General features: G+C 69.6%; 17 protein-coding genes and 1 riboswitch. Of the genes, 9 read left to right on the plus strand and 8 right to left on the minus strand.

Annotated elements, in window-relative coordinates; all coding sequences use genetic code 11:
- The first annotated feature begins 5 nt into the window (after nt 1-5).
- On the plus strand, nt 6-314 hold the full coding sequence (locus ACQPXB_RS46210) for an antibiotic biosynthesis monooxygenase family protein (protein WP_220244783.1): 309 nt from the start codon (nt 6-8) through the stop codon (nt 312-314).
- The gene (locus ACQPXB_RS46215; protein WP_432848339.1) at nt 307-1110 is read left to right on the plus strand and encodes an SIR2 family NAD-dependent protein deacylase; all 804 of its coding nucleotides are present in this window, start codon (nt 307-309) and stop codon (nt 1108-1110) included. Before ACQPXB_RS46210 ends, ACQPXB_RS46215 begins: the two co-directional genes overlap by 8 nt.
- Here the strand turns inward: ACQPXB_RS46215 and ACQPXB_RS46220 are convergent.
- Complete coding sequence (locus tag ACQPXB_RS46220; protein ID WP_366582349.1) at nt 1097-1534, minus strand: acetyltransferase; 438 nt, start codon at nt 1532-1534, stop codon at nt 1097-1099. The genes ACQPXB_RS46215 and ACQPXB_RS46220 overlap by 14 nt on opposite strands.
- Entirely contained in the window at nt 1531-2493 is a 963-nt protein-coding gene (locus ACQPXB_RS46225; RefSeq protein WP_432848341.1) for an endonuclease/exonuclease/phosphatase family protein, read from the minus strand. Before ACQPXB_RS46225 ends, ACQPXB_RS46220 begins: the two co-directional genes overlap by 4 nt.
- A 182-nt stretch (nt 2494-2675) precedes the next feature.
- Here ACQPXB_RS46225 and ACQPXB_RS46230 point away from each other — a divergent pair, with 182 nt between their 5' ends.
- On the plus strand, nt 2676-3653 hold the full coding sequence (locus ACQPXB_RS46230; protein ID WP_432848343.1) for an ATP-binding cassette domain-containing protein: 978 nt from the start codon (nt 2676-2678) through the stop codon (nt 3651-3653).
- Nucleotides 3650-4447, plus strand: a complete 798-nt coding sequence (locus ACQPXB_RS46235; RefSeq protein ID WP_432848345.1) for an ABC transporter permease — start codon at nt 3650-3652, stop codon at nt 4445-4447. The genes ACQPXB_RS46230 and ACQPXB_RS46235 overlap by 4 nt, the downstream gene beginning before the upstream one ends.
- Nucleotides 4448-4529: 82 nt before the next feature.
- Here ACQPXB_RS46235 and ACQPXB_RS46240 read toward each other — a convergent pair whose 3' ends face one another.
- Entirely contained in the window at nt 4530-7700 is a 3171-nt protein-coding gene (locus ACQPXB_RS46240) for a BTAD domain-containing putative transcriptional regulator (protein ID WP_432848346.1), read from the minus strand.
- 160 nt (nt 7701-7860) lie between these two features.
- Between ACQPXB_RS46240 and ACQPXB_RS46245 the strand changes: the two genes are divergently transcribed.
- Both ACQPXB_RS46245 and pcp read left to right on the plus strand, forming a co-directional pair.
- Entirely contained in the window at nt 7861-9303 is a 1443-nt protein-coding gene (locus ACQPXB_RS46245) for a M1 family metallopeptidase (RefSeq protein WP_386944776.1), read from the plus strand.
- Between the two features lie 149 nt (nt 9304-9452).
- Nucleotides 9453-10082 (plus strand): pyroglutamyl-peptidase I, encoded by a 630-nt coding sequence (pcp, locus tag ACQPXB_RS46250; RefSeq protein WP_366582343.1) that lies wholly within the window; start codon nt 9453-9455, stop codon nt 10080-10082.
- On the opposite strand, the gene ACQPXB_RS46255 is transcribed toward pcp, so the two are convergent.
- A complete protein-coding gene (locus ACQPXB_RS46255; protein WP_432848348.1) occupies nt 10075-11058 on the minus strand; it encodes a hypothetical protein in 984 nt (327 codons plus the stop codon). The genes pcp and ACQPXB_RS46255 overlap by 8 nt on opposite strands.
- Before the next feature lie 65 nt (nt 11059-11123).
- Complete coding sequence (locus ACQPXB_RS46260; protein ID WP_366582341.1) at nt 11124-13670, minus strand: ATP-dependent Clp protease ATP-binding subunit; 2547 nt, start codon at nt 13668-13670, stop codon at nt 11124-11126.
- Nucleotides 13671-14038: 368 nt separating this feature from the next.
- On the opposite strand from ACQPXB_RS46260, the gene ACQPXB_RS46265 reads away from it, so the two are divergent.
- Nucleotides 14039-14854 (plus strand): (2Fe-2S)-binding protein, encoded by an 816-nt coding sequence (locus ACQPXB_RS46265; RefSeq protein WP_432848350.1) that lies wholly within the window; start codon nt 14039-14041, stop codon nt 14852-14854.
- Between the two features lie 7 nt (nt 14855-14861).
- On the opposite strand, the gene ACQPXB_RS46270 is transcribed toward ACQPXB_RS46265, so the two are convergent.
- On the minus strand, nt 14862-15533 hold the full coding sequence (locus tag ACQPXB_RS46270; protein WP_432848352.1) for a TIGR03086 family metal-binding protein: 672 nt from the start codon (nt 15531-15533) through the stop codon (nt 14862-14864).
- 66 nt (nt 15534-15599) lie between these two features.
- Here ACQPXB_RS46270 and ACQPXB_RS46275 point away from each other — a divergent pair, with 66 nt between their 5' ends.
- Entirely contained in the window at nt 15600-16439 is an 840-nt protein-coding gene (locus ACQPXB_RS46275; protein ID WP_432857122.1) for an AraC family transcriptional regulator, read from the plus strand.
- A 96-nt stretch (nt 16440-16535) separates the two neighbouring features.
- Here the strand turns inward: ACQPXB_RS46275 and ACQPXB_RS46280 are convergent, their stop codons facing one another.
- The gene (locus ACQPXB_RS46280) at nt 16536-16889 is read right to left on the minus strand and encodes a histone-like nucleoid-structuring protein Lsr2 (protein ID WP_285971935.1); all 354 of its coding nucleotides are present in this window, start codon (nt 16887-16889) and stop codon (nt 16536-16538) included.
- A gap of 150 nt (nt 16890-17039) precedes the next feature.
- A complete protein-coding gene (gene lysS / locus ACQPXB_RS46285) occupies nt 17040-18548 on the minus strand; it encodes a lysine--tRNA ligase (RefSeq protein ID WP_366582536.1) in 1509 nt (502 codons plus the stop codon).
- Between the two features lie 94 nt (nt 18549-18642).
- Here lysS and ACQPXB_RS46290 point away from each other — a divergent pair, with 94 nt between their 5' ends.
- Nucleotides 18643-19407: a class I SAM-dependent methyltransferase gene (locus ACQPXB_RS46290; protein ID WP_432848354.1), complete on the plus strand. Its 765-nt coding sequence runs from the start codon at nt 18643-18645 to the stop codon at nt 19405-19407.
- A gap of 56 nt (nt 19408-19463) precedes the next feature.
- Nucleotides 19464-19527: riboswitch (guanidine-III (ykkC-III) riboswitch) on the plus strand.
- Nucleotides 19528-19531: the final 4 nt, after the last annotated feature.

Genomic DNA, 19531 nt, shown 5'->3' on the forward strand with positions numbered 1-19531 from the left:
GAGCCATGGCAGTGGTGAAGATCAACGCGATCGAAGTCCCCGAAGGTGCCGGCCCCGAGCTGGAGAAGCGGTTCGCCGCGCGGCTGCACGCCGTCGACAGCCAGGCCGGGTTCCTCGGCTTCGAGCTCCTCCGCCCGGTCTCCGGCGAGACGCGCTACTTCGTCTACACGAAGTGGGAGTCGGAGGAGCACTACCAGGCGTGGGCGGCCGGCCCCGCGCGCGAGGCCCACGCGGGCGAGCGCGCGAAGCCGGTGTCGTCGGGTGCGAGCCTGCTCGAGTTCGAGGTCGTCCAGGCTTCGAAGCCGGGTGAGTGACGAACTCGCCCGCGCGGCCGAACTGATCCACGGTGCCGGCGCGCTGCTCGTGTGCGCCGGCGCCGGGATGGGCGTCGATTCCGGCCTGCCCGATTTCCGCGGCAACGAGGGCTTCTGGCGCGCGTACCCGCCGTACGCCGGGCTCGGCCTCAGCTTCGAGGAGCTGGCCGACCCGCGCCACTTCGCCGACGACCCCGAGCTGGCCTGGGGCTTCTACGGCCACCGGCTCGACCTGTACCGGAAAACCGTGCCGCACCGGGGTTTCGAACTGCTGCGCGAATGGGGCGAGCGGAAGCCCGGCGGCGTCCGCGTCTTCACGTCCAATGTCGACGGCCAGTTCCAGGTCGCGGGCTTCGGCCACGTCGCCGAGGCCCACGGCTCCATCCACCACCTGCAGTGCCTCGAGGGCTGCACGGACGACATCTGGCCGGCCACGGACGTCCACGTCGACCTCGACGAAACGACCATGCGCGCCCGGCCGCCCCTGCCGAACTGCCCGCGCTGCGGCGGCCTCGCCCGGCCCAACATCCTGATGTTCGGCGACTTCGAGTGGATCCCGACGCGCAGCCAGGCCCAGCTCGACGAGCTCACCGCGTGGCGCCGCGACCAGCGCGACCTCACCGTGGTCGAGCTCGGCGCGGGCCAGGCCGTGCCCACCGTCCGCCGCTACGCGGAGCTGGCCAGCGCCGCGACGGGCGCGCTCGTGCGCATCAACCCGCGCGAGCCGCACATCCGTCACGGCCGCGGCGTGTCGATCGCGGCCGGCGCGGCGGAGACGTTGGTCAAGCTCGCCTGAGGTGCAGCAACGGGAACGGCCGGCCCTCGGAGTCCGTCGCCGAGCGGCCGGCGATCACGAACCCGTGGTGCAGGTAGAACCCGAGCGCCTGTGGGTTCTGCTCGTTGACGTCCAGTGTCAGCGACGGAAACTCCGCCAAAGCGGCCTGCAAAAGCACGGACCCGACCCCCGAACCGCGGTGGTCGGCGTGCACGAACAGCATTTCCAAACTCCCGGCAGCAATTCCGCAAAACCCCGCGGCGGCACCGTCCACAGTGGCCACCGTCAGGTCCACCTGCGCGAAGTACCCAGGCACCCGCGAAGCGTAGAACGAGACGTCCTCGGCCGTCAGGAAATCGTGCGTCGCCTCGACCGCACTGCGCCAGATCGCCAGCAGCTCCGGGTATTCGTCCGGGCCCGAGACCGGACGCAGCGAGATCGTCACGGCAACCGCACCTCCGCGTACACGGCGCGGTGGTCGGTGCCAGGCACGTCGAACACCCGGTAGTCCTCGACGGCCGCGCGTTTGTCCACCAGCACGTGGTCGAGCGTAACGAGCGGCGTGGCATCCGCGGGCCACGTGGGCTGCAGGCCGTCGCCGCGTTCGTCGGCGGCGTCGTGGTAGCCGCGTGACAGCACGGTGGCCAGGGCCGCGTGGTCGAGGGTCGCGTTGAAGTCACCGGCCAGGATGCGCAGGCCGTGCTCACCGGCGGCGCGCGAAAGGTCCTTCGTCTCCCGTTCCCATTGGTCCACGCCCGTGTCCGGCGACTGCGGGTGCACGGCGACGAGCTCCACCACCGTGCCGCCGCCGAGGTCGGCTTCCGCGCTGGGCTGCTTCGCGGTGGAGTCGCCCGTGTAGTTCTCCTCCGTGAGCGGGTAGCGCGACGCGATGCCCGACCCGTCCGCGCCCGGCGCCGCGTGCAGCACCCGGTACGGCAGCAGACCGAACAGCCCCGCCTTGTCCAAAGCGGACACTTCGGCCGAGGTCATCTCGACGAGGTTCAGCACGTCGACCCGGTTGTCCCGCACCAGCTTCACGACCGTGGCGGCGTCGGCCCGGCCGAGGTACAGGTTCGCCGACATCACCCGCAGCGATTTCCCGGACACGGCCGGTTGCTCGTCGGCCATCACGCGCGGCGCCACGAACACGGCCAGCAGGATCGCCAGCGCCAGCGCGATTCCTCCGGTCCACCAGCGCCGCAGCATCAGCGAAACACCGCCCAGCAGCGCTCCGTATACGACCGCGTACGGAGTGAGCGCGAGCAGCACCAGCGTGTACCAGCCACCGTCGTACCCGATCGTGCGCAGCGCCGCGACGGCCAGCAAGGGCACGCCGAACAGCAGCAAAACGCCCGTGACCAGCCGGTTCCGCGGCCGCGCCCGCACCTGGTCGTTGATCACCATGGGCCGAGTATGCCGACTCTCCCCGGGTGAGCGCGCCCCGGACACCGCACCTCCACAACACCTCCGCAACTCCTGACAGCGCGGGACAGGTCCGCGACAGGCGCTGTCAGCGTGCTGTGCGCACTCTGACAGGTCGGCCGTCCACTGTGTTGCTCGGAGGGCGACAGCAGGAGGAGACCGACATGTCGTTTGCGATCAAGGCCGAGGGCCTGGTCAAGCAGTTCGGGGAGACGAAGGCGCTGGACGGGGTGGACCTGGAGGTCCCGTTCGGCAAGGTGGTGGGGTTGCTCGGGCCCAACGGCGCGGGCAAGACCACGGCGGTGCGCATTCTGGCCACACTCATCAAGCCCGACGCCGGCCACGCCACGGTCGGGGGTTTCGACGTGGTGCAGGACCCGGTGCGGGTGCGGTCGCTGATCGGGCTCACGGGCCAGTACGCGTCCGTCGACGAGGACCTCAACGGCACCGAGAACCTGGTGCTGATCGGCCGGCTGCTCGACCTGTCGCGCGCCGACGCGAAGGCCCGGGCGAAGGAGCTGCTGGAGCGCTTCGAGCTGTCCGACGCCGCCAAGCGCCCGATCCGCACCTACTCCGGCGGCATGCGCCGGCGGATCGACCTCGCGGCGAGCCTCGTCGGGCGGCCCGAGGTGCTCTACCTCGACGAGCCCACCACCGGGCTCGACCCGCACGCCCGCAACGAGGTGTGGGCCGTGGTCCGCGGCCTCGTTGCCGACGGCGCGACGGTGCTGCTCACCACGCAGTACCTCGAGGAAGCCGACCAGCTGGCCGACAAGATCACCGTGTTCGACCACGGCCACGTGGTCGCCGACGGCCGCGCCGACGAGCTCAAGCGCCGCGTCGGCGGCCAGACGCTGCAGGTGCGCCCGACGTCGCTCGCCGACTTCGACGCCGTCGCCCGCATCCTGGGCGAGCTCACCGGCGTCCGGCCGACGCGCGACAACGACACGGGCCTGCTCACCGCACCGGTGTCCGACCCGGTGCTGCTGTCCACGCTCGTGCGCAAGCTCGACGAGGCCGGCATCACCTCCGACGAGCTCGCGCTGCGGTTGCCCAGCCTCGACGAGGTGTTCCTGGCCCTGACCGGCCACTCCGCCGAACCGACCACTGCCGACGCCCAGCTCGAAGGGAGCCTCGCGTGACCACGCTCGCGCTCGATCCGCCCCGCCGCATCAGCCCGGTGAAAGGCACGCAGCACGCGCTTTCCCTGGCCTGGCGCGGAATCCTGAAGATCCGCAAGAACCCGGAGCAGCTGGCCGATGTGACGCTGATGCCGATCATCTTCCTGCTGATGTTCACCTACCTGTTCGGCAACGCGCTGGGCGGGTCGATCTCGAACTACCTGCAGAGCCTGGTGCCCGGCCTGGTCGTGATGAACATCCTGCAGGCCAGCCTGACCGTGGGCGTGCAGCTGAACACCGACGTCACCAAGGGTGTGTTCGACCGGTTCCGCAGCATGCCGATCGCGCGGTCGGCGCCGCTGGTCGGCGCGGTGCTGGCGGACCTCGTGCGTTACGTCGTGTGCCTGGTCGTGCTGATGGTCGTCGCGATGGTCATGGGCTACCGCATCGAGACCGGCCCGATGCAGTTTCTGGCCGCGATCCTGCTGGTGCTGGCGTTCGGGCTGAGTTTCTGCTGGGGCTCGGTGTTCGTCGGGATGCTGATGAAGTCGCCGGGTGCCGCGCAGGGCCTGATGTTCGTGTTCATCATGCCGCTCACCTTCGGCAGCAACGTGTTCGTCTCCACCGCGACGATGCCGGGGTGGCTGCGGGCCTGGGCGGACATCAGTCCCGTGAGCCTGATGGCCAACGCGTTGCGGGGCTTGATGAACGGCGGCGCGGTCGCCGGGCCGCTCGGCGGGGCCTTGGCGTGGATGGTCGGGGCCGTGGTGGTGTTCTTCCCGCTCGCGACCTGGGCCTACCGCCGCCGCGTCTGAGCGACTGTCCAAAACGGACCACAACGAAGATGGGGGCACTCGGTCCCCTTCACCGCGGGGGTGGTGGAGGGGACCGAGCTCGTCAGCCGTTGATTTCCTCGGTGAGCCAGGCGATTCCCTCGGCCCGGTCCAGCGCCCGGGTGGCCGCCACGAGCTTCTCGTACCGGTCCGCGCCCAGCCGTTCCCGCAGCCCGTCGATCAGCGCGACGACCTCCGGGTTGCCGAGGTCGAACTCGCCGCGGATCAACGCGCTCAGTGACAGCACGCGCGCCGCCGTCTCGAGCCGGCCCTGCGCGTAGCGGATCTCCGCGACGACCTCGGCGATCTGGGCCAGGTCGGGCATGTCCATCCGCTCGCTGACCGACCGGACGGCGGCCACCGCGTGCGGCAGCGCCTCGTCCGGTTTTCCTTCCGCCAACGCGATCCTGGCGTGGACCATGCCGAACCACTCGTCCTCGAAGCTGCCCGGGAACGGCCAGTCGTCGCGGCCGCGCAGGATCGCCTCGCCGACGGTGCGGGCCTCCGCCAGCCGGCCCTCGCGGATGAGCAGTTCGAGCCGGCCGAACATGAGGATCAGGCTCAGCTCTCGCTTGCCGCTGTTCTCCGCGTACCGTTCGGCCGCCGTCAGCTCCCGCCAGGCGCCCTCGCGGTCACCGCCGCGCGAGCGTTCCACGGCGAGACGCCACCACTGCTGGACGACGTCGTCCTGCGAGCGCAGCTCCAGGGCCAGCCGCAGTCCTTCGGTGTACGCCGCGATCGCCCCGGTGTGGTCACCGCGCTGTGACAGGCTCATGGCGCGGAAGCTGAACGTCATCGCCAGGCCCCAGCGGTCGCCGATCTCGAGGAAACCGGCGTGGGCTTCCTCGCGGGCGCGGGCGGATCCGTCCAGGTCGCCCTCGTCGGCGAGCACGAAGCTTTCGGCCCAGTGCGCCGCGGCCCGGCTCCAGGGGTCCCCGACGCTGACCGCGCGCTTGATCTCGCGCCGGGCCAGCTCGCGGTGGCCGCTGAGGAAGGCGACCATCGGCAGCGCGAGCGAGAGCCACGGGTTGCCGTTCACGGCGCCGGTGCGCACGCACTCCCCGATCAGGTCGGGCGCTCCCGACATCGCCTGCGGCCCGGTCATCATGTGCATCATCATCTGGCTCAGCCGCAGGGCCGCCGCGACGTCGGGCGCGAGGCGGTCGCCGAAGGCCAGCACGTCGATCACGAACCGCTCGGCGCGTTCACCCTGGCCCAGGATCGACAGGTACCAGAACATGCCGTAGAGCAGGCGGCCGGAGGAATCGACGTCCTCCGCCTCGATGGCGGTGCGCAGCGCGGCGGTGAGGTTGTCGTTCTCGTTCTCGAAGACCTCGATCGCCGTGAGCTGATCGCGGGTGCGCAGGAGCGGCTCGGTGCGTTCGACGAGATCGACGAAGTAGCCCACCATGGCCACGCGCAGCCGCTCGGTCTCCCCCGACGCGGTGAGCCGTTCGGTGGCGTACACCCGCAGCGTCTCCAGCATGCGGTACCGGCCGCCGACGGTGTCCACAATGGATTTCTCGACGAGGGACCCCAGCACGTACACCACGTCTTCGGCGGGCAGGAGGTCGTCGTCCGCGCAGACGGCGGTCACGGCGTCCTCGTCGAACGTCGCGGCGAACACGGCCAGCCGCCGGGCCAGGGCCAGCTCCGCGTCGGTGAGCAGGTCCCAGCTCCACTCCACGACGGCGCGCAGCGTGCGTTGCCGAGGCAAGGCCGTGCGGCTGCCGGAAGTGAGCAGGCGGAAACGGTCGTCGAGGCGTTCGGCGATGCTCGTGACGGGCATCGAACGCAGGCGCGCCGCGGCCAGCTCGAGGGCCAGCGGCATGCCGTCGAGCCGGCGGCAGATCTGCGTCACGGCGTCCACTGTGGACTCGTCGAGCCTGAAGTCCGGCCGCACGGCGATGGCGCGGTCGAGGAACAGGCGCGCGGAGTCGAGCGCGCCCACCTCGCCCGCCGGCGTGGACTCGGCCGGCACGGGCAGCGGGCCGAGCGGGCACAGCGCCTCACCCGTGATGGCGAGTGGTTCGCGGCTGGTGGCCAGGATGCGCAGGGCCGGCACGCGGCGCAGCAGGTCGTCGGCCAGCTGCGCGGCGACGTCGATCACGTGCTCGCAGTTGTCCAGCACCAGCAGGGTTTCGCTGCCGCTCAAGGCCTCGACGGCGTGCTCGAACAGGTCGATCGGCTTGCGCCGCACCTCGGTGTCGGTGGCGCGCACGTCGCGGATCTCCAACGCGGTGAGCAATGCGCCCAGCACGTCGTCGGCGTCGCGGACGCCGGCGAGCGGGACGAACCACACGCGCCCGGGCCCGTGCGCGGGGTGGCGCGCCGCGGCCTCGGTCGCCAGGCGCGTCTTGCCCGCGCCACCCGGTCCGACGAGCGTGACGAGCCGGGAGCTGTCGAGCAGCTCGGACAGCTGCTTCAGCTCGTCGCCACGGCCGACGAAGCTCGTGATGCGCACCGGCAGCCGGTCGGTGACTGGCGCGGCGGGCGCGAGCTCACCGCGCAGGGCCTGCAGGTGGATCTCCTGCAGCTCGGCCGACGGGTCCACGCCCAGCTCGTCGGCCAGCGTCGCGCGGATCGTGCCGTACGCGGCGAGCGCGTCGGCCTGCCGTCCGGCCGAGCACAGCGCGCGGATGCGCAGGCCGGCGAGCCGCTCACGCAGCGGGTGGGCCTCGGCGGCGGCGGTGAGGTCGGCGAGCACGTCGGCGTGGCGGCCCAGACGCAGCTCGGCGTCGAAGCGGTCCTCGGCGGCCTCCGTGCGCAGCTCCTCCAGCCGCGCCGCGGGGGCGGCGGCGAACGGCGCGTCGAGCACGTCCGCCAGCGCGGCGCCGTGCCAGAGGTCCAGAGCAGTGCGCAGCAGCTCGGCCGCGCGCGAGTCGCGGCCCGCCGAAAGCTCCCGACGGCCCTCCGCCGCGAGCCGCTCGAACCGGTGCGCATCGACCGCGTCCGCGAGCAGCGCGAGCCGGTAGCCGCCGGCGCCGGACTCCAGCTCGGCCGCGGCCGGCCGCAGCGCGCGACGCAGCCGCGAGACCAGCGACTGCAACGCGTTGGCGGCATCGGCCGGCGGTTCGGTGCCCCACAGGCCGTCGATCAGCACCTCGGCCGGCACCGCGTGACCGGCGTCGAGCGCGAGCCGGGCCAAGAGCATGCGAAGACGCGCACCGCCGATCTCCACCGGGGTGCCGTCGTCGCAGGCCGCCCGCAGCGGACCCAGGAGCGCCACGCGCATGCCACCAGCTTTCCAGACGGATGCTGAGGACGGGTCCGAACGGCCGCAGGGGAACCGACGTAAGTGTGGACTTTCAGGACAAAAGCCCTTCAGGTGCCGTCAACGGCCCTTCGCGGCGATACGTTGCAAACGGTTTCCCGAGCAGCAGACAGGAGCGTTCATGAGACTGCAGCACCGCTGGCGCCGCCCGGCAGTGACGGTCGTCGCCACGCTGGCCGCACTGAGCCTGGGCGGCGGCATCGCGTCCGCGGGACAGGACGGGTACGGCTGGGGCACCCCGGGTGCCGACGGAGCCGGCGACAGCTACTACCCACAGGACGGCAACGGCGGCTATGACGTCGGCGACTACAACCTCGCCGTCACCTACGCACCGGACAGCCACCAGCTCACCGGCGTGCAGACGATCAGCGCGCGAGCCACCCAGACGTTGAGCTCGTTCAACCTCGACCTCAACGGCCTCACCGTCGACTCGGTGAAGGTCAACGGCCTCAAGGCCAAGTTCACCCGCAGCGGCGACCACGAGCTCACCATCACGCCGCTGCTCCCGCTGCTGCGCGGCCTGCCGTTCCGCACCGTGATCAACTACCACGGCGTGCCCGCGCCGATCAGCGACCCGTTGCTGGGCAACAACGGCTGGCAGTACGCCAAGACCGGCGGTGCGTTCGTCGCCGGCGAGCCGAAGTCGGCCAGCACCTGGTACCCGGTGAACGACACCCCGCTCGACAAGGCCACGTTCCACCTGGCCATCACCGTCCCCGACGAGTGGGGCGTGATCGCGAACGGCCGCGAGCAGGCCACGCACAAGACGGCGAAGGGCACCACGCACGTGTGGGCCGAGACCACGCCCGCCGTGCCGTACATGACCACGGTCGCCATAGACAAGTGGACGTTCGACAAGCGCAAGCGCAAGGACGGCACGCCGATCGTCAGCGCGTTCGCGCCCGGCACGCCCGACTCGACCAAGCAGGCCGACGCGCGGCTGCCCGAGATCCTCGACTTCCTGGAGTCGAAGTTCGGCAAGTACCCCGTGGACGCCGCCGGCGGCATCTACCTCGCCGAGCCCATCGGGTTCTCGCTGGAGACCCTGAGCCGGCCGATCTACTCGGGCCGCGCGGGCAACGTCGACACGATCGTGCACGAGAACGCCCACCAGTGGTACGGCGACACCGTGGCCGTGGACCACTGGAAGGACGTCTGCCTCAACGAGTGCTTCGCCTCTTACGCCGAATGGCTGTGGGACGAAGCCAAGAACGGCGTGAACCTCGACGACCAGTACCGGCAGCAGGTCGCCACCGCGTCCGACCGGTTCTGGAACGGCAAGCTCTACGACATGGGCGCCGGCAACGAGTTCACCTACGTGTACTCGAAGGGCCCGGTCGCGCTGCACGCCCTGAGCAAGTACATGGGCGAGGCCGCGTTCGACAAGGTGCTCAAGACGTGGAACTCGTTGCACCGCAACGGAAACGCCAGCATGCAGGAGTTCCAGAAGTACTGCGAATCGGTGTCGCACAAGAATCTGCAGGGCTTCTTCGACGCCTGGATCTACGGCTCCGGCAAGCCGTCGGACCAGTACCTCTACCCGGGTGACCTGAAAACTCCGTGATCTGCGTCGGCTCCGCCGACGCGTGCGAGATCGCCTTTGAGCCGGCTCCTTCCCACCCGACACGGTCGGCCCGGGGGGCCGCCCACATCGGGTGAGAAGAAACCGGCGCGATCTCGCCGCGTGGTTCAGGTTCATGATTGTCTTGCGGCATGACTGTCTTACTTACGGGGTTCGCGCCGTTCGGTGGATCGAGCACGAACCCGTCGTGGCAGGCGGCTTCGCTGGTGGCTGCGCGGCGGGACGACGTGGTCGCGGTGGAGCTGCCGGTCGAGTTCGGCGCGTCGCTGCCGGCCTTGCGGGCGGCGATCGAGCAGCACCGGCCGAGCCTGGTGGTGTGCGTGGGGGAAGCGGGTGGCCGCAGTGCGGTCACCCCCGAGCGGGTGGCGATCAACCTGATCGATGCGCGGATTCCCGACAACGCCGGCGACCAGCCCGTCGACGAGCCGGTGATCGCGGACGGACCGGCGGCGTACTTCACGGCGTTGCCGGTCAAGGCGGCCGTGGCGGCGATCCAGGCGAAGGGCGTGCCCGCCGCCGTGTCGCACACGGCGGGCACTTACGTCTGCAACCAGGTGTTCTACGGCATCATGCACCTCATCGCCACGGACTTCCCCGGCCTGCGGGGCGGGTTCGTGCACGTGCCGTCGGCACCGGCGCAGAGCGGGCGCGGCGGACCGGCGCTGGCGGTGGAGCAGTCGGCCGACGCGGTCGAAGCCGTGATCGACACTGCCCTGACCACCCGCGAGGACCTGAAAGAGTCGGCCGGCACGCTCAACTAGGCAACTTCGGAAACGGCGCCTCGTGGTCCTCTCGCAGCCGGTCGTAGAAGTCGGTGAACACCACGGCCCTCTTCACGTGCCGCGCGACCACCGACGCCACGGGTTCCGGCAGCGGCAGGTCGCCCGCGGCCGCGCGGCGCATGGCCGCCATCCGTGCGGCCCGGTCCCAGGTTCCGCAGACCTCCGTGACCAGCCACTGCGTCGCGTACATCGCCAGGTAGGCCTCGTCGTGCTCGACGTTCGCCGCGGCGAACGCGCGCTCCTCGGCGGTGAGGTCGAAGCGGGTCGCGAACGCCAGGCCGAAGTCGGTCAGGTAGATCCGCGAGCCGTCGGTGAGGTAGTTGCCGAAGTGGGTGTCGAAGTGCAGAACGCCTTGCGCCCGAAGGAAAGCGGCCGTCTCGAACAGCTGCTGCTCGACGCGTTCCGACTCGTCGAGGTGCGTGGGCAGCCACTCGTGCAGCGTCGTCGGGAAGTACTCGCAGAACAGCACCACGCTCGACTCGGCGGCTTCGAGCTCCTCCAGCCGCCGGCGCACGGCGCTGGAGCCACCCCAGTACTCGACGTCCTCTTCGAGCGGACGATCGGGAACGCGACCGGCCCGCAGCGGCAGCACGCGCCAGTGGTGCAGCAGCGGGAAGTACTCGCACTCGCCGCCGAGGACCCAGCCGGTGGCCATGGTGTGCAGCGCCAGCTCGCGCCACGCCGAGCCCTCGGGCGAGCCGCCGAAGCTGTAGTGGCAGAACAGCGGCAGCTCGTAGAGGTTGGCGGTGGAGTGCGGGTGCTGCCGTTCGAGCTCGGTGAGCGGCAGGTGCTTCGCAAACACCGGAATGCCATCGATGTCGAGCCGCGCACCCGTGCCGCCGATGCCACGGGAGACGACTTCGGCCGTCTTGAGGCGTTCGGTGAGCTGCCGGTCGCTCAGCAATGACAGCGACGTGGCCACGCGCAGGTGGTCCGTGAGCCGTGAGTCCCCCATGGACTCGACAATACGGAGAAGGGCGGCTCCCCGTGGGGAACCGCCCTTCTCAGCTCGTCAAGCGATCAGTCGTTCTCGGTGTCGTGCTCCGAGGCGCCGATGCTGACCGGCGGCGCGTCCGGAACCGAGGACGGGCGCTTCTCACCGCGGAAGGTGAAGTGCGCTTCGTCGTCGCGGTCCTCGGGGTTGCCGCTCCAGCCCTCGACGTCGACCAGGATGATCTGACCGGGCTCGACCTCGCCGAACAGGATCTTCTCCGACAGCTGGTCCTCGATCTCGCGCTGGATCGTGCGACGCAGCGGCCGGGCGCCGAGCACGGGGTCGAAGCCACGCTTGGCCAGCAGAGCCTTGGCCTTCGCGGTGAGCTCGAGCTCCATGTCCTTCGCCTTGAGCTGCGTCTCCACGCGCCCGATCATCAGGTCGACCATCTGGATGATCTGTTCCTGCGTGAGCTGGTGGAAGACGATGATGTCGTCGATGCGGTTCAGGAACTCGGGCCGGAAATGCTTCTTCATTTCCTCGTTGACCTTCTGCTTCATCTTCTCGTAGCGGTTCGTGACGTCCGCTCCGGAGGAGAAGCCGAGGCTCACGGACTTGGAGATGTCCGAGGTGCCCAGGTTCGAGGTGAAGATCAGGACCGTGTTCTTGAAGTCGACCGTGCGACCCTGGCCGTCGGTGAGGCGACCGTCTTCGAGCACCTGCAGGAGCGTGTTGTAGATCTCCTGGTGCGCCTTCTCGATCTCGTCGAAGAGCACCACCGAGAACGGCTTGCGCCGCACCTTCTCGGTCAGCTGCCCGCCCTCTTCGTAGCCGACGTAGCCCGGAGGGGCACCGAAGAGCCGCGAAGCGGTGTAGCGGTCGTGGAACTCACCCATGTCGATCTGGATGAGCGCGTCGTCCTCGCCGAACAGGAAGGCCGCCAGCGCCTTGGACAGCTCGGTCTTACCGACACCGGACGGGCCGGCGAAGATGAACGAGCCCGACGGGCGCTTCGGGTCCTTCAGACCGGCACGCGTACGACGGATCGCCTGGGAGACGGCCTTGACCGCGTCCTCCTGGCCGATGATGCGCTTGTGGAGCTCTTCCTCCATGCGCAGCAGCCGGGTGGTCTCCTCCTCGGTGAGCTTGAACACCGGGATGCCGGTCCAGTTGGCCAGCACCTCCGCGATCTGCTCGTCGTCCACCTCGGCGACGACGTCGAGGTCGCCGTCCTTCCACTGCTTCTCGCGCTCGCCCTTCTGGCCGAGGAGGGTCTTCTCCTCGTCACGCAGGCGTGCGGCCCGCTCGAAGTCCTGCGCGTCGATCGCGGACTCCTTGTCGCGGCGGACGTCGGCGATCTTCTCGTCGAACTCGCGCAGGTCCGGCGGCGCGGTCATGCGGCGGATGCGCATGCGGGCGCCGGCCTCGTCGATGAGGTCGATGGCCTTGTCCGGCAGGAACCGGTCGTTGATGTAGCGGTCGGCCAGCGTGGCGGCCGCGACCAGCGCCGAGTCGGTGATCGAGACGCGGTGGTGCGCCTCGTACCGGTCGCGCAGGCCCTTGAGGATCTCGATGGTGTGCTCGAGCGACGGCTCGCCGACCTGGATCGGCTGGAAGCGGCGCTCCAGCGCGGCGTCCTTCTCGATGTACTTGCGGTACTCCTCGAGCGTGGTCGCACCGATCGTCTGCAGCTCACCGCGGGCCAGCATCGGCTTCAGGATCGAAGCCGCGTCGATGGCACCCTCGGCGGCACCCGCGCCGACAAGCGTGTGCAGCTCGTCGATGAACAGGATGATGTCGCCGCGGGTCTTGATCTCCTTGAGCACCTTCTTCAGGCGCTCTTCGAAGTCACCGCGGTAGCGGGAGCCGGCGACCAGGGAGCCCAGGTCCAGCGTGTAGAGCTGCTTGTCCTTGAGCGTCTCGGGCACCTCGCCCTTGACGATGCTCTGGGCCAGGCCCTCGACGACGGCGGTCTTGCCGACGCCGGGCTCGCCGATGAGCACCGGGTTGTTCTTGGTGCGGCGGGACAGCACCTGCATGACCCGCTCGATCTCCTTGCCGCGCCCGATGACCGGGTCGAGCTTGCCCTCGCGGGCGAGCACGGTCATGTTGCGGCCGAACTGGTCGAGCACCAGCGACGACGACGGGGTGCCCTCGCCACGGCCGGAGCCGCTCTCGGTGGACTTCTCGCCGGTCTGGTAACCCGACAGAAGCTGCAACACCTGCTGGCGCACCCGGTTGAGGTCCGCGCCGAGCTTGACGAGCACCTGTGCGGCGACGCCCTCACCCTCGCGGATCAGGCCGAGCAGGATGTGCTCGGTTCCGATGTAGTTGTGGCCGAGCTGAAGCGCTTCGCGCAGCGACAGCTCAAGCACCTTCTTGGCCCGAGGCGTGAACGGGATGTGCCCGCTCGGCGCCTGCTGACCCTGGCCGATGATCTCTTCGACCTGCTGGCGCACTCCCTCGAGGGCAATGCCCAGCGACTCGAGCGCCTTGGCGGCGACACCCTCACCCTCGTGGATCAGACCCAGGAGGATGTGCTCGGTGCCGATGTAGTTGTGGTTGAGCATCCGGGCCTCTTCTTGGGCCAGGACGACCACCCGCCTCGCGCGGTCGGTGAACCTCTCAAACATGCGCACTCCCTCGACTGCTGCGTCGGCGGCCCGTTCCCGCCACGGATTTCACCCGCGACGGACAGCACCGTGAGACCACTGTAGTAGCCAAGCGGTCGCGCTTGCGTACCACTACGGCTTGCGGTGGCCTTTTGGCACCCGGCCGGTGACCGCTCCGGTCACCATCCAACATCCGGTTGCCCTGCACTTTTACCTCTTGTCGAACGTACGGGCCCGCGTTCGGATTCCGCTCGCACCCCCCTGTCCGCTCAGCGCGAACACATCCGCGAGCTGCCCGTTTCCACCAGGTGGGCACCCGATTGGCGCAACGGCGAAACGCCTGTAAGGTTAGGCACGCCTAATCAGTTCGACCGGTTGAGGAGGGCCGCGTGAACCAGCAGCGGTCTTCCCGTGACGTCGGCGACGGTCTCGCCAGTTCGCTCCTGCGGGTCGGGGGGCTTCAGGAGCGCGGTGAGCTGCGGCGAGACGTCCCGACCGGGTGGTTCCACTGCGCCGAGCTGCTCGAACACCCCGAGCTTTTCACCGAATGGCGTGAACGGCTGGAAAAGTGGCTTCTCCACAACCACGGCGCCGCGCCCGAGCGCACGGCCGCGAGCTACGTCATGTCGTGGTACCTGCACGTGCCCGCCTACGTCGGTGCGCTGCTGCTGCACCACGAACGCCGGGTGCCCTCGCTCAAACCCGAGCAGCTCGCCTTCGGCCTCGGCGACGACCGTCCCCACCCGGACGGCATGGCCGTGCTGGGCGACAGCTTCTACTGCCTGCCCACCGACCCCGGCTCCGCTCGCCCGGAAGCCACGGTCGTGGCCGACGAACGCGCACTCGCCGCCGTGCTGCGCGCCCAGTTCGTGGCGCACGCCACACGCTTCGTTCGGTCGTACGCGCCGAACAGCCGGCTGGGCCGCCGCATGTTGTGGGCCGCGGCCACCGACGCGCTGGACAACTCGCTGTGGTGGGCGGGCCGCCAGGGCGGGACGCCGGACGCGGAAGGCGCCGGAGTCGCCGACGCCGCGCTGGTGCTGGACGACCGCTACCGGCCGCTGACCTCCGCGTCGACGCTGCGCATGGCCGTGGACGCCGAAGGGCACCGCGCCTGGGAACGCCGGCGGGAGAGCTGCTGCTTCTCCTATCTCCTACCGGGCGAGGCCGAGTGCGAGGAATGCCCGCGCGTCTGCTCGCGGTGAGCGCAGGTCACACCGTCCAGGCCGGGTCACGGCCGGATGCGCCCAGCGCGCGGTCGAGGGCCGGAGCGCCGGCCGCAACCGGTACCTCGGGGCCGTAGACGCCCATCGCGCGCGCCTGCTCGCCCATGGCGACGGCGGACGCGCGCACGGCTTCCGCGGCTTCTTCGGAGCAGTTCAGCGTCACCCCGACAGCGCGGGCGAGGTCCCAGCCGTGGATCACGAACTCGCCGAGCACCATGTCGCCGACGATCGCCGCGGGCATCGTGGCCGAGCCGAGCGTCGCCAGGCCGTCCCACGCGGCTGCGGGCGCGAAGGCGTCGACCAGGTCTTGGGTCTGCTTCTCCAGCGTCGCGAGCCAGCCTTCGCCGACGAGGTCCGCATCGGCTTCGGTGCCGGTCGCCAGGTACGTCTCGCGCCGGCCGGCTGCGGCGAGCCAGGGGCCCCAGTAGAGCAGGTGGTTGAGCAGGCCGCGCACGTCGTAGCCGGTGCACGGGGTGGGCGCCGTGAGCGGTTGCGCGGCCGCCGCCACGCGCAAGAACTCGGCCGCGGCCGAGTGGTTGAGCAGGCCGCGCACGTCGTAGCCGGTGCACGGGGTGGGCGCCGTGAGCGGTTGCGCGGCCGCCGCCACGCGCAAGAACTCGGCCGCGGCCGGTCGCAGCAGGGCGGAGTGATCGGTCATGCGCGAAGCCAAGCAGCCGCGCGCGACACGCGTCTTGAACGAACGCGACGCATTAGCGTGAAGCGCATGCGCCGGATCCCTCGCGGCATCGTCGACGAGCACGTGGCCCGCACGAAGTTCACGCTCGCCCGCCACGCCCCGGCGCCCGCGCTCGCGGAGTTCGTCGACTACCACTGGGTCCTGAACTGGGACCTCGACGGTTTCCACGACCAGCACGTGCTGCCCAACGTCGCCGTGCACGTGACCTTCTTCCCCGGCGCGTGCGGCGTCTACGGCCCGGGCCACACACTGTTCACGCACCGGCTCGAGGGCCGCGCGCACGGGCTGGGCGTGCGGTTCCGGCCCGGGTGCTTCCGCCCGTTTCTCGGCGCCCCCGTGCGGCTCCTCGCGGACCGATCCGTGCCGTTGGAGGACGTCTTCGGCGGCGGCGGGGCGGAAGCGGCCGAATCGGTGCGAAATGCGAGTGGCGATCAGGAAATGATCGCTGCAGTCGACAACTTGCTGATCGCAAAGCAGTCGGCTCTTGCACCCGCCGCGCGGACGGCCGCCGCGGCGGTGGAAACAATCGCGGAGGATCCGGAAATCACGCGCGTCGATCAACTCGCCGCGAGGGCCGGCTTGTCCGCACGAGCGCTTCAGCGGCTCTTCGCGGAACACGTCGGCTGCACGCCCAAGTGGGCGATCCGGATATACCGCCTGAACGACGCCGCACGATCGCTCGCCGACGCCGGCAGTCCCGATTTCGCGGACCTCGCCGCCCGGCTCGGCTATAGCGATCAACCGCACTTCACCCGCGATTTCCGAGCGGTGACCGGATGCTCGCCCGGCGAGTTCGCCCGTTCGGCCCGCCGCGCCGTCTCGGCCGAGCCGATCGAACACAAGCCGATCGCACACAAGCCGCGCTGAACGCAAGCCGACCCAGCACAAGCGACCGGACAGAAACCGGACAGCAAAACGGCCGCCGGAAAATATCCCCGGCGGCCGCCTCCTCGTTGTTGCCCCTCAGTTCTTCTGGTGGTAGGCCTCCACGACCTCCGACGGGATCCGGCCCCGGTCGGAAACCGCGAAACCGTTCTTGCGAGCCCAGGCGCGAATGGCCTGGTTCTGCTCGCGGTCGACCGTCGCCGGGCGGGCCGAGGCCTTCGCACCCGCGACCGGACGCAGCGCGGCGCGCTTGCGGCCACCGGCGCGGCGGGCGTGCTCCACGTACTGGGCCAGTGCGTCGCGCAGCTCCTCGGCGTTTTCCGAGGACAGGTCGATCTGGTAGGTCACACCGTCCAAACCGAACTCGACGGTCTCTTCGGCCTCACTGCCGTCGAGGTCGTCGACCAGGGAGACGAGCACCTTCTGTGCCATCTGATTCCTCCTGCGGGGCTTACGCGAATGATCTGGTTACGGGGCGAGCCCCGGGACAGAAGTCTTTGTCACTCACATTAATACCCGCTCATCCGGCCGCGTGCAAATCTCGTTTGAGATAAACCCGGCCGGTTCCTACCGACGGGTGGGTTATTCCGGCCGTACGAGGGGGAAGAGGATCGTCTCCCGGATACCGAGACCGGTCAGCGCCATGAGCAGCCGGTCGACTCCCATTCCGACACCGCCGCTGGGTGGCATTCCGTACTCCAGGGCACGAAGGAAATCCTCGTCGAGACGCATGGCCTCGCTATCACCCTGTGCCGCCAGGAGGGACTGTTCGGTGAGGCGCTGCCGCTCCACGACCGGATCCACCAGCTCGGAGTAACCCGTGGCGAGTTCGAAACCGCGCACGTAGAGGTCCCACTTCTCCGCGACCCCGGCCCGGCTGCGATGCTGCCTGGTCAGCGGGGATGTCTCGAGCGGAAAATCACGCACAAATGTGGGAGCGGAGAGATCGTCGCCCACGAGGTGTTCCCACAGTTCTTCGACCAGTTTGCCGTGGCCGAGCTTCGGGTCCACCTCGATCTCGCGCGCCTCGGCGATCTTGTGCAACCGCTCGGCGGGAGTCTCGGGTGACACTTCTTCACCCAATGCCTCCGACAGCGACTCGTACATGCCGAGCGTCGTCCATTCGCCGGAAAGGTCGTACTCCGTTCCGTCGACGAGGGTGACGACCTGGGTGCCGAGCACGTTCTCCGCGGCCTCCTGGATGAGTTCGCGGGTCATCACGGCATTCGTGTCGTACGTGGCGTAGGCCTCGTAGTACTCCAGCATCGCGAACTCGGGTGAGTGCGAGGAGTCGCTGCCCTCGTTGCGGAAGTTGCGGTTGATCTCGAAAACCTTCTCGATCCCGCCGACCACGCAGCGCTTGAGGTAGAGCTCCGGCGCGATGCGCAGGTACAGCTCGAGGTCGAACGCATTCGAATGCGTGACGAATGGCCGGGCCGCGGCGCCGCCGTGCAGCGTCTGCAGCATCGGCGTCTCGACCTCGGTGAATCCGCGGCGGTGGAACGACTCACGCAGCGAGCGCACCACGCCGGCGCGAGTGCGCACCACATCGCGGGCCCGATCGCGCAGAATCAAGTCGACATAACGCTGCCGGATTCGCGTTTCCTCGGCGAGGTCGGAGTGCGTGTTGGGCAACGGCCGCAGCGCCTTCGACGTGAGCTGCCACTTGTCGGCCATCACGGAAAGCTCACCGCGCTTGGAAGTGATCACCTCGCCGGAGACGAATACGTGGTCACCGAGATCGACATCGCTCTTCCACGACGCGAGCGACTCCGCACCGACCTTCGCGAGGCTGAGCATCGCCTGCAGTTCCGTGCCGTCACCCTCACGAAGAGTGGCGAAACACAGTTTGCCCGTATTGCGCAGAAACATCACCCGGCCGGTGACGCCGACCGTCTGACCAGTGGCGGTGTCGGGTTCGAGATCTGTGTGCGCGGCCCGAACCTCGGCGAGCGAGTGGGTACGGGGAACCTCTACGGGGTAAGGATCGACACCCTCCGCGATTATCCGGTCGCGCTTGTCCCGGCGCACCCGCATCTGTTCGGGCAGGTCGTCTTCGGGCAGCGCGTCGGGCGCGGGGAATTCGGTCATGGCCCATAGCGTACGAACCCGCTGGTCGGCTACGCCAACCGGATTACCCTTCGCGGCACCGGCACTGCCTTTTCCCGTATTAGTCTCGGTTCTCGTGACCGATCCCACGTATGACCAGGAACTCCACGCCCGCCGCGCCTCGTCGTTCGGCGGCCACGCCGCCGCCTACGCCGAGCACCGGCCCGACTACCCGCAGGCCGCCGTCGAATGGGGGCTCGCCGGCGCCGCGCACGACGCGCGCGAGGTGCTCGACCTCGCGGCCGGCACCGGAAAGCTCACGCAGGGGCTGGTCGACCTCGGCCTCACCGTGACCGCGGTGGAGCCCGACGAGGGCATGCTCGCCCAGCTGTCCCAGCTCCTGCCGGACACGAGGGCGCTCACCGGCAAGGCCGAGGACATCCCGCTGGCCGACGAGTCCGTCGACGCCGTGTTCGTCGGGCAGGCGCTGCACTGGTTCGATCTGGAGCCGGCGTTCGCGGAGATCCACCGCGTGCTGCGCCCGGGTGGGGTCGTCGTCGCGCTGTGGAACCACGACGACTTGACGGTGAACTGGGTCGTCGAGTTCGCGAAGATCGTGCGCACGGGCGTGAGCCGCGTGTTCCGCGACGAGAACGAGGGCCTGTCGGCGGCCGGCTTCGAGCCGTTTGAAGACAGCGAGTTCCCGCACACGCACCGCCGCACGATCGACACGCTGCTCGCCACCGTCGGTACGCACTCCAACTTCCTGGTCGCCGAACCGGCCGAACGCGACGCCGCCCTGGCCGCCGCGCGCGAGTACCTTCTGGCGGTGCCGGAAGCGGGCGCGGGCGAGTTCGACTACCCGCTGGTGACGACGGTGTTCCGGGCTCGCAAGAGCTGAAGTTCCCTGGCGACGAAGATCACCGGCCGGGCGTTCGGGTCGGTGCTAGCTTGAGTGGTGACGTCGTTCGCGGCGTCCCGGACGAGAGCGTCGTACCCGGTCAGGACAAGACGGCGCAGTGGAT

It is taken from the genome of Amycolatopsis sp. CA-161197 (assembly GCF_050942255.1).
In the GTDB taxonomy this organism is placed as follows: domain Bacteria; phylum Actinomycetota; class Actinomycetes; order Mycobacteriales; family Pseudonocardiaceae; genus Amycolatopsis.